This window comes from Pseudarthrobacter cremeus, from assembly GCF_051857465.1.
Taxonomy (GTDB): domain Bacteria; phylum Actinomycetota; class Actinomycetes; order Actinomycetales; family Micrococcaceae; genus Arthrobacter.
This window is the reverse complement of record NZ_JBPZHC010000004.1, coordinates 264586-278424: the sequence shown is the minus strand read 5'-3', so window position 1 is coordinate 278424 and position 13839 is coordinate 264586. Positions and strand designations below refer to the sequence as shown.

15 protein-coding genes are annotated in these 13839 nt (G+C 60.0%); all 15 read right to left on the bottom strand.

Annotation, left to right across the window (positions count from 1 at the left end):
• Positions 1-3: 3 nt before the first annotated feature.
• The 15 genes from ACS5PJ_RS09790 to ACS5PJ_RS09720 all read right to left on the bottom strand — a co-directional run bounded on the left by ACS5PJ_RS09790 (position 4) and on the right by ACS5PJ_RS09720 (position 13824).
• Positions 4-1539, bottom strand: a complete 1536-nt coding sequence (locus ACS5PJ_RS09790) for a TadA family conjugal transfer-associated ATPase (RefSeq protein WP_439434710.1) — start codon at positions 1537-1539, stop codon at positions 4-6.
• Positions 1540-2736 (bottom strand): CpaE/TadZ family protein, encoded by a 1197-nt coding sequence (locus ACS5PJ_RS09785; RefSeq protein WP_439434709.1) that lies wholly within the window; start codon positions 2734-2736, stop codon positions 1540-1542.
• Positions 2733-3503 (bottom strand): Flp pilus assembly protein CpaB, encoded by a 771-nt coding sequence (gene cpaB / locus ACS5PJ_RS09780; protein WP_439434708.1) that lies wholly within the window; start codon positions 3501-3503, stop codon positions 2733-2735. Before cpaB (ACS5PJ_RS09780) ends, ACS5PJ_RS09785 begins: the two co-directional genes overlap by 4 nt.
• 25 nt (positions 3504-3528) lie before the next feature.
• Positions 3529-4524, bottom strand: a complete 996-nt coding sequence (locus ACS5PJ_RS09775) for a pilus assembly protein TadG-related protein (protein WP_439434707.1) — start codon at positions 4522-4524, stop codon at positions 3529-3531.
• Between the two features lie 38 nt (positions 4525-4562).
• Positions 4563-4952: a TadE/TadG family type IV pilus assembly protein gene (locus ACS5PJ_RS09770; protein ID WP_439434706.1), complete on the bottom strand. Its 390-nt coding sequence runs from the start codon at positions 4950-4952 to the stop codon at positions 4563-4565.
• A 137-nt stretch (positions 4953-5089) separates the two neighbouring features.
• A complete protein-coding gene (locus tag ACS5PJ_RS09765; RefSeq protein WP_439434705.1) occupies positions 5090-5281 on the bottom strand; it encodes a Flp family type IVb pilin in 192 nt (63 codons plus the stop codon).
• 506 nt (positions 5282-5787) lie between these two features.
• A complete protein-coding gene (locus ACS5PJ_RS09760; protein WP_439434704.1) occupies positions 5788-6675 on the bottom strand; it encodes a type II secretion system F family protein in 888 nt (295 codons plus the stop codon).
• A 17-nt stretch (positions 6676-6692) separates the two neighbouring features.
• The gene (locus ACS5PJ_RS09755; protein ID WP_439434703.1) at positions 6693-7643 is read right to left on the bottom strand and encodes a type II secretion system F family protein; all 951 of its coding nucleotides are present in this window, start codon (positions 7641-7643) and stop codon (positions 6693-6695) included.
• Between the two features lie 2 nt (positions 7644-7645).
• Positions 7646-8983, bottom strand: a complete 1338-nt coding sequence (locus ACS5PJ_RS09750) for a TadA family conjugal transfer-associated ATPase (protein ID WP_439434799.1) — start codon at positions 8981-8983, stop codon at positions 7646-7648.
• Positions 8984-9144: 161 nt separating this feature from the next.
• Positions 9145-10350, bottom strand: a complete 1206-nt coding sequence (locus ACS5PJ_RS09745) for a CpaE/TadZ family protein (protein ID WP_439434702.1) — start codon at positions 10348-10350, stop codon at positions 9145-9147.
• On the bottom strand, positions 10347-11135 hold the full coding sequence (cpaB, locus tag ACS5PJ_RS09740) for a Flp pilus assembly protein CpaB (protein ID WP_439434701.1): 789 nt from the start codon (positions 11133-11135) through the stop codon (positions 10347-10349). Before cpaB (ACS5PJ_RS09740) ends, ACS5PJ_RS09745 begins: the two co-directional genes overlap by 4 nt.
• Positions 11136-11167: 32 nt before the next feature.
• Positions 11168-12181: a pilus assembly protein TadG-related protein gene (locus ACS5PJ_RS09735; RefSeq protein ID WP_439434700.1), complete on the bottom strand. Its 1014-nt coding sequence runs from the start codon at positions 12179-12181 to the stop codon at positions 11168-11170.
• Positions 12169-12558 carry a TadE/TadG family type IV pilus assembly protein gene (locus tag ACS5PJ_RS09730; protein WP_439434699.1) on the bottom strand — a complete coding sequence of 130 codons (390 nt, stop codon included), beginning with the start codon at positions 12556-12558 and terminating at the stop codon, positions 12169-12171. The genes ACS5PJ_RS09735 and ACS5PJ_RS09730 overlap by 13 nt, the downstream gene beginning before the upstream one ends.
• A gap of 105 nt (positions 12559-12663) precedes the next feature.
• Entirely contained in the window at positions 12664-12876 is a 213-nt protein-coding gene (locus tag ACS5PJ_RS09725) for a Flp family type IVb pilin (RefSeq protein ID WP_439434698.1), read from the bottom strand.
• A gap of 282 nt (positions 12877-13158) precedes the next feature.
• Entirely contained in the window at positions 13159-13824 is a 666-nt protein-coding gene (locus ACS5PJ_RS09720; protein WP_439434697.1) for a prepilin peptidase, read from the bottom strand.
• Positions 13825-13839 lie beyond the last annotated feature (15 nt).

The window sequence follows — 13839 nt, the reverse complement described above, 5'->3', positions numbered from 1 at the left end:
TGCCTAGCCCCTTCCTTCGCCTGCACCGGCGGAGGACGGGGTCGCGAAGACGCCTGGCGAGACATGGATCCCAAGGTCCTCGAAGCGGTCGATGAACCGGGGACGGATGCCCGTAGCTACAGGTTTGCCGAGGAAACGCCCGTGGGCATCCACTCCAGCCGAGTAGTCGAAAACAAACGCATCCTGGAGCGTAACGATGTCGCCTTCCATGCCTTGGACCTCGGTCACGTGGGTGATTCGTCGGGATCCGTCGCGAAGGCGCGAGATCTGTACGATCAGGTTCACAGCGGAGGCAATTTGCTCGCGGATGGCCCGCAGGGGCAGATCCATGCCGGCCATCAACACCAGCGTTTCCAAGCGGGCGACGGCGTCGCGCGGTGAGTTGGAGTGCACCGTCGACAGGGAGCCATCGTGGCCCGTGTTCATGGCCTGCAGCATGTCCAGCGACTCGCCGCCGCGGACCTCACCCACCACGATGCGGTCCGGGCGCATACGCAAGGAATTCCGGAGGAGCTCGCGAATGGTCACCTCACCTTTGCCCTCGGTGTTCGGTGGGCGGCTTTCCAGCCGGACCACATGGTCTTGCTGGATCTGCAGTTCGACCGCGTCCTCAATGGTGACGATGCGTTCGTCCGCCGGCAGGAAGGATGACAAGACGTTGAGCAGCGTGGTTTTCCCAGTGCCGGTTCCCCCCGAGACGATGATGTTGAGCTTGGCCTTCACACAGGCGTTCAGGAGTTCGGCCATCTCGGGCGTGAGGGTGCCGAAGTCAATCAGGTTCCGGACGGTCAGCGGGACCTTGCTGAACTTACGGATGGTCAGGGACGATCCACCCACCGCCAATGGGGGAATGACGGCGTTAACGCGCGAACCGTCTTCCAGCCGGGCATCCACGAGGGGAGAGGACTCATCAATGCGTCGGCCCACTTTGGATACGATGCGCTCAATGACCTTGCGGAGGTGCTCCTCGGAGCTGAACCGGGTGTCGGCCAGAGTGAGGTGCCCTTTGCGTTCGACATAAATCTGGTCCATGCGATTGACCATGATTTCGGTGACCGCGGGATCGTCCAACAGGCGCTGAAGGGGACCATACCCCAGGACGTCATCGGCCACGTCCTGGACCAGCCGCGTGCGCTCCTCTGCCGACAACGGTACCTGTTCGGCGTCGATAATCCGCGTGAGCTCTTCGCGGGCAGAGGTCTTCAGTTCGTGCTCCGTGATGGCGGAGTCGTTGAAACGGGCCCCCAGACGTTCAAACAAGGCCGTCGCTGCCCGCTGCTTAAGTGCTGCGAAAACGTCGACGGGTTGTTGGAGTTTAGGCTTCGGCTCTTCAAAGTGCGTGCTGGCGGACGCGACGGCGGCGGCATCGGGTGCCGTCGACGTCCGTTTTTCCTTAGTCTGCTCCAGCCACTGCACCTGCTGGATGGAAACCTCGGGACGCCGCACGTCGAGCGTGGGAGCTGAGGCCTTGGCAGAGGCGGGCGGGGCAGGCGGCTGGGTTTTCGCCTGCGCGGCGTTGATACGCTCTGAAAGTTTCATTTAGACCACTACCCTTCGGTGCAGTTTGCGCTGGGATTTTGCCCGCCACACGGGGTTGAATCGCTCCACGAGGTGATTGAGCCCCTTGACGGCAGGGTCTTTCACTGGCTCTTGGAGGACCGGGATTCCCCGGTTTGTGGACAGGGCAACTGCGCGGGAGCGTGGGATGCTCACATCAATCGGCGCGCCGATCGTTGACTCGAGGTCTTGGACGGTGAGGCCGTTCTTGGAGTCAGCCATGTTGAGTACCACGTGGCGGGTGTCGGGAACAATATTTAGCTGGCGCAGGATATCCAGGCCGGAACGCAGACCACGCACGCTGGGGATGTCCATTCCGCTGACCCAAACCACATCGGTGCACTTTTCCATAGCTGCCAGCCCAATTTCGGGCAGCCCTGGCGCGGTATCCACCACGACATACTGGAACTGCTGCGACAACTGTTCGATCAGCCGGCTGATCTGGTCCGGAGTGATCTCATCCGCATCGACCGGAGTGGGGGGAGCGCAGAGGGCATAGATGCTGCCGGGATGCACCGTGAGGAAGGCTTTCAGGACCAGGGAATCCTGGCTTGCGGCAGGAGACACAGCGTCCGTCACGGTATGTTCCGGGTTCAGGTAGAGCCCTGAGGCGACGTCACCGAACTGGAGGTCGAGGTCCACAATAACGACGCTCATGGGGGCGATTTTTCCCAGCCCGATGGCGATATTGGTGGCGATGGTGGTTTTACCCACGCCGCCCTTGGGCGAGAAGACACCGATCACCAGTCCCTTGTTGCTCTCGGCCGCCTGCTGGGGTGCGAGTGTGCGGTGCCGGCTGGCGAACGACTGACTGGCGCGCTCCAGCAGGACTCGCAACTGGGCGGCGTCTGAATCGGGGGAGGCGATGTCGGTGATGCCCGCACGCATGGCATGCAGGAGGAAATCGGGCTCGGGTTCTGCGGCGACAATCACTGCGAGCTCGGGGAAGCTGACCTTCAGGACGGTAGCGAAACGGAGTGCTTCGTCCAACGGGACTTCAGGTCCCATAATCAGGACCTCAGGCTGTTCCTGGTCCAAACTCGCGAAGAGTTGGTGCGGATCAGCAGGCAGCAGGCTGGTGGAGAACGTCTGCACGCCACCCTGCAGACCACCTGCAACCGCTTGGCGGAGTCGGGCATCGAAGCCGACATCAGGGGTAATGAGTACGAAGCGGCTCATTTGTACAGGTCCGGCCTGAGCATGACGCGAGGTCCGCTGTCCTTGGCGTCGAGTGGTTCCCGGCTTAGCCAGAGAGAGGCATACTGGGCAGCGAAAACGATCTTGTTGGCGTTTATATCGTCCACCGCAACAGTGATCATCAGCAGGCCGGTAGGAAGGTTCACGTCCTTGGGGTCAGGGGCCGGCGCACCCGTTGCTGGCGGCGCCGGGTTGGCGGCTGCTCCTTCGGGCGCGCGCTGGACAGCGGTCACCAGGGCCTTATGAATGGACAGCTGGACGGTTTCCTTGTCCGACTTCGTTTCGACACCCCCTGTTGGCATCGAGATGAAGATGCCGACGTGGTCGCCGGGGGTAACGCGGCCGCCAACTACGCGTTGCGGCTCCAATTGGAAGGAGATTTCCTGGAGTCCGGCGGGTACCGGGACGGAACCGGAGGATTTCAACTGCTCGGGGGAAACGAGGCGTTCTGCCAGCAGCTGCTCGCCCGGGACAAGATCCGCAGCAGTCACCTTCCCGGCGGCACCGTCCAAGGTGTTCAGTGCAGTCTTGCCGACGGCTGTGCCTGGCAGTTGCTGCAGCGCGACGGCCGCTTTCAAGGTTTCAATGGACGATCCCGCGGGGATCGCTTTACTAACAACGAGGACGCCCACAGGATTGAGGTTGGCAACTGCCCGTTGGTCCGCGCCCTGTGCGTAGGACACCACAATGACCGCCCCAACAATGGCTAGAAGGACTGCCACCACACCGGCGAACAAACGTGACTTCACTGACTGCTCCTGTAGGTATTAAGAATCATGGTGGCGGGCTAGCCGGGAACCCAACAACGGTGGCGCCGTCGGGTTTGACCTCACCCAAGGTGTAGCCCTTCGCCAGGGAAACGTATTTGACGAATGTTCCGATGATGCCGCGGCACGGTTCGCGGCACTCAAGTGCAGCCGGAACCTCCGGGAATCGGTTGTGGAATGTGTAGGGCAGTCCCGTGCTGCCAACTTTCCATCCGGCAACTTTGAACGCGGCGAAGGTGGTAAGACCAAAGACGGCATTTGTCCCTGTGCCGGTGACTTTGTTGAAAATCGGCAGCAAGATAATGACGTCCTTGCCTGCGTTCATGTCGGCTGCCCATGAGTTCAGTGTGTCTTCACAGTGGGGCGGAGCATTATTTCCGGTATCGCCATTGCCCTCCGCTGTTGCAATGTCAACAAGTGCTCCACACGAATTGGGGTCTTGCTGGAGACCGCCAAACCCGCCTTCAACTGCTGCGCCGGATGGTCCGTAGAAACAGCCGGGATTGGCTCCGGTTCCATGGAGGCGCAGGAGCTGCATAATGTCTGTCTGGCCGCGGACCTGGCAGATGGATACCGTAATAGGAAAGACGGTCGGTCCTTTTTCTGGACTGCCCCAAACGACCGTTGAGGGGGCATTGACCTCGGTGGTGTTGAGCCCCATTACACGGGCGAAGAAAAGCGACACCTGGTTTGGTGTGTGGCCGGCCTCCTGGGAGCCCACAGTGACAGCCACGGTGCGGTTGGTTTTGTCGAGCGCCACAGACTTGATGTTGCTCAGTCCGTCGTTGGCATTGCCATTGGCAAGAGTCGACGCGAGGGGTGAGGTCGTAGCACAATAATCAGGATCACTGGCGTTCTTGGCGCACTTTTGAGCGATGGCCAGGGCAGCTGCATCAGCACCGTTCCGGAGCTGGGCCCGTTCGGCGTACAGCATGCCCACATCCACGGCGATGGCTCCGAAACCCAGCAGCGCCACCAGCATGAGGGCGACGATGACGCTCACGGCCCCGCGTTCGCCTTCGTGCTCAAAGCGCGGGTGCTTTAGCCGCCGCATAGCATGGCTCCTTTGGCCGTCAGGGGGAACGGGCCCGCGATCCCTGTCATCGTGGAGAGTGTGTAGGTAATGGTGATCGTGGACTGTGGACTCGTCCCGGAGGAGACGGTGGAGGGGCAGGGTGCACCGAAATGTATGTCAGTACTGGCTTTCAGCCCGGGACTCAAAGATGCTGCTGCGTTCTGGGCCGCCGTAATTGCCAACGCTTGATCGCCAGTGATGGCCATGACCCGGACCCCTTCACGGGCCGCAGCGGAGAGCGAGGCCTGTGCGTTGAAGGCCCGGCCGAACTCCATGATGCCCAGCAGCAGCATGACGAGGACGGGTGCGACGATCGCGAATTCGACGGCGGCCGCCCCGCGTTCGTTGTTCTGCATTCGGTGCACCTTTTGGTTGACTGGTTCTTTTGCGTCGGCGCAGTGGAAACACGATGTGCGGTGCAGGTTACGCCTCCTGCACCGCACACATCGTTTGGGTAATCCCTGTGAGGGGTGGCCTGCCACCCGTCGGAAACCTAGAGCTTGGTATTGACTGAGTCGAAAAGGGCGTCCAAGTTCGTGCCCAAGAGGCTAACAGCGACGATGATCACGACAGCGATGAGGCCAACCATGATGCCGTATTCGACGGCGGTGGCGCCTTTTTCGTTGCTGAGGCGGTTCTTGAGGTTGAAGCCGAGGGTCTGGAGGGTGGCGATGAGAGAAAGCATTTTGTACTCCTGAGCGAGTTGGGGAAGCTGGTCCGTCACCAGCTCTGACAAAAACATAGCAACGCTTGATGGCACATTGACGGGAATTTGCAGCATCCTGTGCCAAGGCTTCCCAAGGGGCCCTTTTCCTGCGCTTATCCTTGGTTTCCGCTGCGAAGAAACTTGGAATCCAGGACGTTCGGGCACGCGCAAAAGGACCCCCTCGGTTCTGGGTGCCGAGGAGGTCCGGTATTTGGGGCGCCGGCGTGGCGTGGTGCTCGCGCCTAGGTCAGTGTTGCTGTGCGTGTTCTTTGGGCATTACGGACTTCCCAAAAGTAGTTTCAGACAGGCAGTCAGTTCGTCGAACCAGCCCAGCAGTTCAAGTCCGAAGAGGGTTATTGCTCCCATGCAGATCATGACGATGAACGACAAGAGAATTCCGTACTCGGTCGCGGTAGCACCCTTTTCCTCGGCGAACCGCCGCAACCATGCTCGTGCCCTCGCCACTTGGTCGGTCGGTCTGCGTATCACAGGATCCCCCCGGAGAACAATTCCATAATGCTGATGACTGAGGGCCCGAGGACCACAATGAACAGCGTTGGCAAGATGAAGAAAATCAGCGGAAATAGCATCTTGACGGGCATCTTCATTGCGTGCTCCTCTGCCCGCTGCTTCCGCTTGATGCGCATGTCCGACGCCTGAGCCTTAAGCACCCCCGCGATAGCCACACCATAAGCGTCTGCCTGTACGACTGCGCGGATGAAACTCCGCACGTCAGGCACGTCAATTCTTTCCGCCATCGCCAGGTACGCGTCCTTGCGGGATCGTCCCACCTGGATATCCTGAAGAGTCCTGATCAGCTCATCCGCGAGAGGCCCACTGCCGTTGTTGCCTGCACGACCCATCGACATTTCGAAACCCAGTCCGGCCTGGACAGCGATGAGCATCTGGTCCAACGCGTTGGGCAGTTCAAGGCGGATCGCCTCGCGACGCTTCTGGGCCCTGTTCCTGATCAGGATGTCGGGTACAAAGTAGGACAACGCCGTGACGCCGAGCATTATCAGGAAGTTGGGGGCTGTAGGGGATGACAGGAAGAACAGATAGCCGAGGACAGCGCCCGTGAGGGCCAACATCGGCTTGATCATGATGATCCTGGCTAACGGCCATTCCTTGGGGCGGCCCGCTCCAGCCAACTGCTTATCCAGCCACCCGGCATAGCCTTTGGGTGTCAGCCGCTGCCCCAGTTCGTTCAGCGTTTCATTGACGCTCAAACTTTGGCGCTTGGCTTTTGTTATCTTTCCAAGGTTGGCTTGGATGTTCCGCAGTCCAGCCCGGTCGCCGGCGAATACGAGGAACGTCATGATTGTCACCGGCGCCACAATGGCGAGAATTCCGGCGTATGCGATCACTTGCATCGATAATCACCTGCTTTCTAGAACTTGGGCTTGACGAGGCTCTTGAGCCAGAGACCGCCGATAGTCAGGAGGACAAGGCCGGCTGCGATCATCGCGTAGCCGGGAAGAGTGGTGTAGAAGGTTCGGGAGTACAGCTCGTTGAGCGACGTGAGCCCCAGAAACATCAACACGGGAAGTGACATCAGGACCAGGGCGGACATGCGGCCCTCCGCGCTCAGGGCACGGATCTGTCCGCGGACCTGATTACGATCCCGGACTGTCTCACCGAGATGGTCAAGAACTTCAGCCAGATCACCACCTACTTCGCGGTGGATTTCGATGGCCTGGGCGATGGCCGCGAAGTCTTCGCTTTGGGTCCGCCGGGCCACGTCCGCCAGGGACTCTCCAAGGTCCCGCCCGATCCGCGTTTCGTTCAGGATCCGGCTGAGCTCTTCGGACATGGGCGGCTGACTCTCCTGTGCAGCAGCATCCACTGCCCGAAGCAGGCTGTGGCCGGCGCGCAAGCCGCCAGCCAGCATCTGAAGTGTGTCGGGAACCTGGTCATCGAACAGGTGCCGGCGCCGCGCGGCCAGAAAGTTCAGAACGAGGTGGAGTAGCACCGGTGTCATGAGCGTGAGGAGGAGTGCGGGCGCCAGCCCACCAAGAAAGAATCCAATGACGCCAGCCAGCAGGGTTGCCACTCCGCCCATCAGAAGGTAATCACCAGGGTCCTTCTTAAGCCCGCATTGGTCCAGACGGTCGCGGCTGAGGAAGCGATTGCCCCTTTCCTTGACGCTCTTGTTCAGGGCACCCACCGCATGCTCAGTCAGTCGGCTCAGCCCGGACGACTGCACGACGGCGCCTGGCCGGCGTCTGGCGAGCGGTATGCTGGCGGAGTTCTTGAAGGCGACCCACCCCAGCAGCACGATGGCGGCGTAGACCAGGAATAGCCCGACGATGAAGACTACGGACGGGACCTCCTGCAACACGACTATCGCCCCCTCGTCTGGGGCCCGCCGGCCATCTGGGCGCCAAACACAGATGGAGAGATTGGTATCCCCAACTCGGCGAATCGATCCGTGAATCGGGGCCGGACGCCGGTTGGCACCGGCTTGCCCAGGAACCGGCCATTCGCGTCCACCCCTGCGGAGTAGTCGAAGACAAAGGCATCCTGGAGGGTGACCACGTCTCCCTCCATCCCCTGGACTTCCGTGATATGTGTGACCCGGCGGGAGCCATCCCTCAAACGTGAGATGTGGACGATCAGGTTAATGGCGGACGCCACCTGCTCCCGTACGGCACGAAGCGGAATGTCCATTCCGGCCATCAATACCAACGTCTCGAGTCTCGCAATCGCATCCCGGGGTGTATTAGCGTGCACCGTGGAGATGGAACCGTCGTGGCCGGTATTCATGGCTTGCAGCATGTCCAAACATTCACCACCGCGGACCTCACCCACCACGATCCGATCCGGCCGCATGCGAAGCGAATTCCTCACCAGGTCCCGGATGGATACGGCACCTTTGCCTTCGATGTTTTGGGGCCGGCTCTCCAGCCGAACCACATGGTCCTGCTGGAGTTGGAGTTCAACGGCGTCCTCGATCGTGACGATCCTGTCGTCTGCCGGAATAAACGACGACAATACGTTGAGCAGGGTCGTTTTACCGGTGCCGGTTCCGCCGGAGACGATGATATTCATCCTCGCGAGGACGCAGGCCCTGAGAAGTTCTGCCATCTCGGGGGATAAGCTGCCCAGTGCGATCAGGTTGTTGACAGTCAGCGGGTCCCTGCCGAACTTTCGGATAGTGAGGGCAGGCCCATTAACGGCCAGAGGAGGGATGATGGCGTTGACGCGGGAGCCGTCCGCGAGGCGGGCGTCGACCAAAGGCGAGGACTCATCGATCCGGCGACCGACCTTGGACACAATACGCTCGATGACTCTCCGTAGGGCGTCATCCGAACTGAATTTTGTGTCTGTCATAAAGAGGCGGCCTTGGCGTTCCACGTAGACCTGGTCGAACCGGTTGACCATGACCTCAGTTATGGACGGATCGTCCAGGAACCGTTGGATGGGGCCATGACCAAGGACGTCGTCGATGATCTCCCGGATTAGCCGCTGCCGTTCAGCACCGGAAAGCGGGACCTGTTCCTCGTCCACGACAATTTTTAGCTCATCGCGCACGAACTGGTGGAGCTCAGCCTCCTCCAAAGACGAGTCGGTGATCCGCGAACCGAGTCTTTCGTAGAGGGCCTGGCTGGCTCTCTCCTTCAGCGCGTTGAGGGCTTCACTGGCTACGGCTGCCGTTTGCGGCATGTCCAAGGCCACCACTGCATTTGCGGCAGCTTCGGCGGTCTTTGCCTCTTGGATTTTACCCAAAGTGGTTGGGGCTGACGGTGCTTGGAAGGCAACTTGGTAGGGGTTGACTTTGTCGGGCTCCTGGGCGGGGGGCTTGGCCTCGCCACGGAGCTGCTGGAACCGGTCGGTGAGGCTCACTGTACTACCGCCCTTCTGTGCAGCTGCTTGTGCGTTCTTGCTTCCCAATCGGGTGTAAAGCGGTCCACCAGTTTTCGGAGGCCCTTTGCCGCCGGGTCACGGCCGCCGTCCTGAAGGACGGGAATTCCTTTATTTGTTGAATATGGCAATGCCTTCGACCTGGGAAGGACCACGTCCACCGGGGCGCCTATCGTCGCTTCGACGTCGTGGAGCGTTAATCCGCCGCGACGATCCGCCATATTCAGGACAACATGGCGCTGGGCCGGCATGAGGTTCAATTCGTTGAGGATCTGGAACCCGGTCCGGAGTCCCCGAATGCTGGGAATGTCCATGCCGCAAATCCAGACCGCATCCGTGGCGTGTTCCAGAGTCGCCAAGACGTGTTCGCCGAGGCCGGGCGCCGTATCCACGATGATGTAGTGGAACTCGTCCCGGAGTTGAGTGAGTAGACGCGACACATGTTCCGCCGTGATCTTGTCCATCTCCACCGGATTGCGGGGGGCGCACAGGGCATAGATTCCTGCCGGATGAACGGTGAGGTACGTCTTTAGAACCATGGAGTCCTGACTCGCCGCACCCACCACCGCATCGGTAATCGTGTGCTCTGGCTCCAACATCAATCCGCTGGCGACGTCGCCAAATTGGAGATCGAGGTCCAAAATGACAACGCTCATGGGGGCCGACTTAGCCAACCCGATGGCGAGGTTGGTTGCCACAGTCGTCTTGCCTACGCCCCCTTTGGGGGACATAACGGCAATGACACGGCCGCCTGCACCATGGTCCGCGTGCTCAGACGCTCCTGGCGCGAGGCCCCGACGGCGGCCTGCTGCCGCGAGGCTGGCCCTTTCGAGCATGATACGGATGGCATCCGGATCGGCTGCGGGATCAAGGAGGTCCCGAACCCCTGATCGCATGGCCTTGATGACCACATCGGATGTTTCGGGGACTACCAGAACAACGCTGATTTCCGGAAACTGGAGGTCCATGACCGACGCCAGTTTCAGGGAGTCTTCGACGGGAAGCCCTGGGCCAAGTATCAGCACCTCCGGTGGTTCCCCGACCAGCTGCCGGAGGAAGTCCTGCGGACCTTCGGGCAAATAATCGGCTTGGAAAGCCTGAAGAGTACCGTGCATCCCGGACGTCGCGAGACGTGTTCGGTGCTCGAAGTCACCGTTCGGCGTTATGAGGACGAAGCGGCTCATCGGAACAGCCTTGTCTTGTCTACGACGCCAACCGTGCCTTCTTCGGCGTTGCCGGGTTCCTTGGAGAGATAGATGCTGCCGAACTCTGTGGCGAAGATGATCCGTTCTGCATCCGCAGAGTTGCGGGCCACCGTAATCAAATAACTGCCGTCCCCGGTGGCTTCTTTCTTGACAGGCGACGTTCCGCCCGTTGAAGCGGTAGCAGTGGATTCCGACTTCGTCGCCGTGCCGTTGCTGTACTGTGCGGCGGTAACCAGGACCTTGTGGAAGGTGAGCTGGGTACCGCTGGACTTGCTGATGACATCTCCTGTGGCGGAGTTCGTCTTTGCGTCGTCGAGGGAAATGAAAACACCGACGGTGTCTCCTGCTTTCAGAACCCCACCCACAACCCGCTCGATGGGGAGTTTAAGGGTGATTTCCTGCATCCCCTCGGGTACCTGGATCCTTGAGGGGCCCAGCAGCGAATTAGCATCGACCAGGCGTGAGGAAAGCAGTTGCTCCCCTGGCACAAGGGCTACTGCCGTGACTTTATCGCCGAGATCGTCGAGGCTGGTCACGGTTTCCGACGCCAAAGCCAGTTTCGGGACTTCCTTCCGTACTACGGAGCCGGCCAGCTTCTCGGTGCTGGTACCGGCGGCTACGGGCTTCTCGACGATGTAGACGGTTTCCGTTTCGGTATCCGCCATGGCCCGCTTGTCCGCGTTCTGGACGTACATGACCAGCATGACCGTTCCAATCATTGCCACAAGCAGTGCAGCGATGCCTCCCAGTAGGCGTGTTTTCATTTGATCCCCTTAGAAAATGGTTGGTGCATTTGCTAGTTGATGAGGTGGGCTATTGTGGTTCCCAGATAGGCCCCTGGCGGGCCCGTGAAGGACCCAATGGTTTCGTATTTGATGAACTGCCCGATGACGCAGCGGTCTTGGCCCGCTGAACAAGCCAGGGCGCTCGTCATGCCGGGGTCCGTGGCGGTGTTGCGAAACTCGTAGGCGTGGTTGTTTCCGAATTTCCAGCCCCAGACCTTGAATGTTGCGTAGCCAATGATGTGGAATTGTCCGTTTTGTCCCTGGTTCGTAGCGTCGTCAAAAATCGGAAAGGCGACCTTGACTTCACCGCCGGCCAGGATCGTGGCTTTCCATTGGAGGAGGATCGCCGCACACCCGCTTGGAGGATTGTTACCAGGGTCCGAACCAATGTCGTTGGAGCCGATTTCAGTGGTCGCCTCGCACGGTGAACTTTGGTCCAGCCAACCCCAGCCTCCCGGGATCTGTGTCCCCGAGGGACCTGTGCACGTTCCGCCTGGCTTATAGGAAATCTTTTGAACCGGAGCCGTGGGAGTCGCCTCTGAGAGGTTGTAGCAGTTGTCCGAGATGGCCAAAGGAAACCCGGAACCGCTGCCTGGCGGAGTCAGAGCGGCGGTTGCATGGGCGCCCACAGTTGCAGGCCCTGCGTTCAGCGCAGCAGAGAACATCTGTCGGAGGAAGCCCGCGCCACTGGTGCCATCGCGCGTGGTCGTTCTGACCGTCACTTTATTGGGAACGGACATATCGACCTCAAAGACGGTCGACGATCCATCGTTGGAGTTACCGTCGGCAAGTTCCTGAGCGACGGCTTCGGCCTCGGACTCGGTGCAGGGGGTGGCATGGCAGGCGTCGAGTACGGCGATCGCGCCAGCGTCGGCACCGTTTTGCAGCTGGGCGCGTTCCGCATATATCTGACCGACGTCGACCGCGATTGCGCCGGCTCCAATGAGCACCAACATCAAGAGCGCCACCATGACGCCGGCAGCACCACGTTCTTTCTCAACGTTCCTGGTGATCAGCCGCCGCATCGCATTGCTCCTACTCCAATGAGAGTGACACCACTACCGAAGATTCCGGTCAAGGTGTCCGCTGTGTATGAAATCTCCACGGTCACAGTTCCGTCCGCTGTGCAGGATGTTGGGGTGAAGGTGTAGGCAAAAGCGGCGGTATTGAGACCGGGTGCGCCATTTTCGGCTGCCGTTTCGGCATCGCCCTGATTGTTGGTGATAGCCATTGTCCGGGCCGCTTCCCGCGCCGCCTGAGTCACCGAAATTTGCAGATTAAAGGCATGCGAGAATTCAACGATTCCGGCGATAAGCGCCAAGAGAATAGGCGCTACAAGCGCAAATTCAACGGCGACGGCGCCGCGGCTGTGTTCTTCGGAGCGCGAAGTGCTGCGTTTCAATGGGTCCCCCCTGTTATTTTGCAGCTGGTGGTACCGGTGGTGAGAGAGCTGTGCCGCGCCCGCGTTGCGCGGACGCGGCACAGGCCGATGGCAAGGTTCGAGGAACTATGGGCCGGTGGTCCAACCGCCAACTACTACGGCAAGCCGGCCGAACCAGTCGCTAAGGGCGGTGCCGAAGAGCCCTGCACCGACGATGATGGCGAAGGCAACAAACGCGATGAGCAGCGAGTACTCAGTCGCAGTTGCGCCCTTTTCGGAGGAGAGACGATCCTTGATGCCGGCGACAAAAGCCAACATGGAGACCATGAGAGAAGTCATTTTAGATTCCTTAATTCGATGAAATTGATTTGATATTTCTTTTCAACGAATTTCCAGCTGCCCCCATAATTCTTAGCGGTTGCCGGACTTCGCTAAGAAGAGATTGTCACTGGGGATTCAAGGCAACAATGCGTAGTTGTACTCGACTTTTTCGGGGGGGCCTTTATGTGCGTACTCAGAACCCACGCGCCAGTACTCAGAAAGCTAAAGGAATCTACGGCCGACTACTTGGATCCTTGCTGACCGTTCAGTCAGGGGTGGAGGCAATGCTCGAAACCGGTACTAGGGCATCGACAAGGAAATTGCCAGTACTGCCCCGACCATCGACGGCCCATGAGCCACCTCTGATGGACGTTCCTTGCGATTTCTTGCCACTACAAGCAGCGTGATGATGCCGTTCAGAATGAACCCCAGCAGTCCGCCATACAGGAGTTGGCTCCAGCCTAGGTACCCCAAGTAGAGGCCCACGGGCGCAGCGAGCTTAACGTCGCCCATTCCCAGGCTTGCCGGCGAAATTAACGCCAGAATCAGGTAGATGACAAAGAGAATCGTGGCACTGGCCAGTGCGCGAACGAGACTGGGCCACGGCTCTCCGCCAAATGTGGCACCAAAGAGGAACAATAACCCCCCTGCTAATAGGGCAAGAACCAAGGGGTTCGGCAGCAAATGCAGGGAGATATCAATTCGGGCCAGCTGCACGCCAAGAGAGACGAGGAGGATGAATGCCGGCAATGCTGGATGGGGGCCGAACCGGAGCGCGAAGGCTGTGCAGAAGACGGCCGTGATTATCGACGTCGTGATTCTTGCGTTCATTACAGGCAGCGGTCCCAAACGGGGGAGGAGCCCGGCGATCAGGAGCTCAGCCAGAGGTGAGAAAATGAGACCAACCAGCCCGACCACGGTCACAAACAGCGGCCCGGCTGAGCCGGCGTTGTCCCAAGATGTCACTGCGTCCCCTGCATC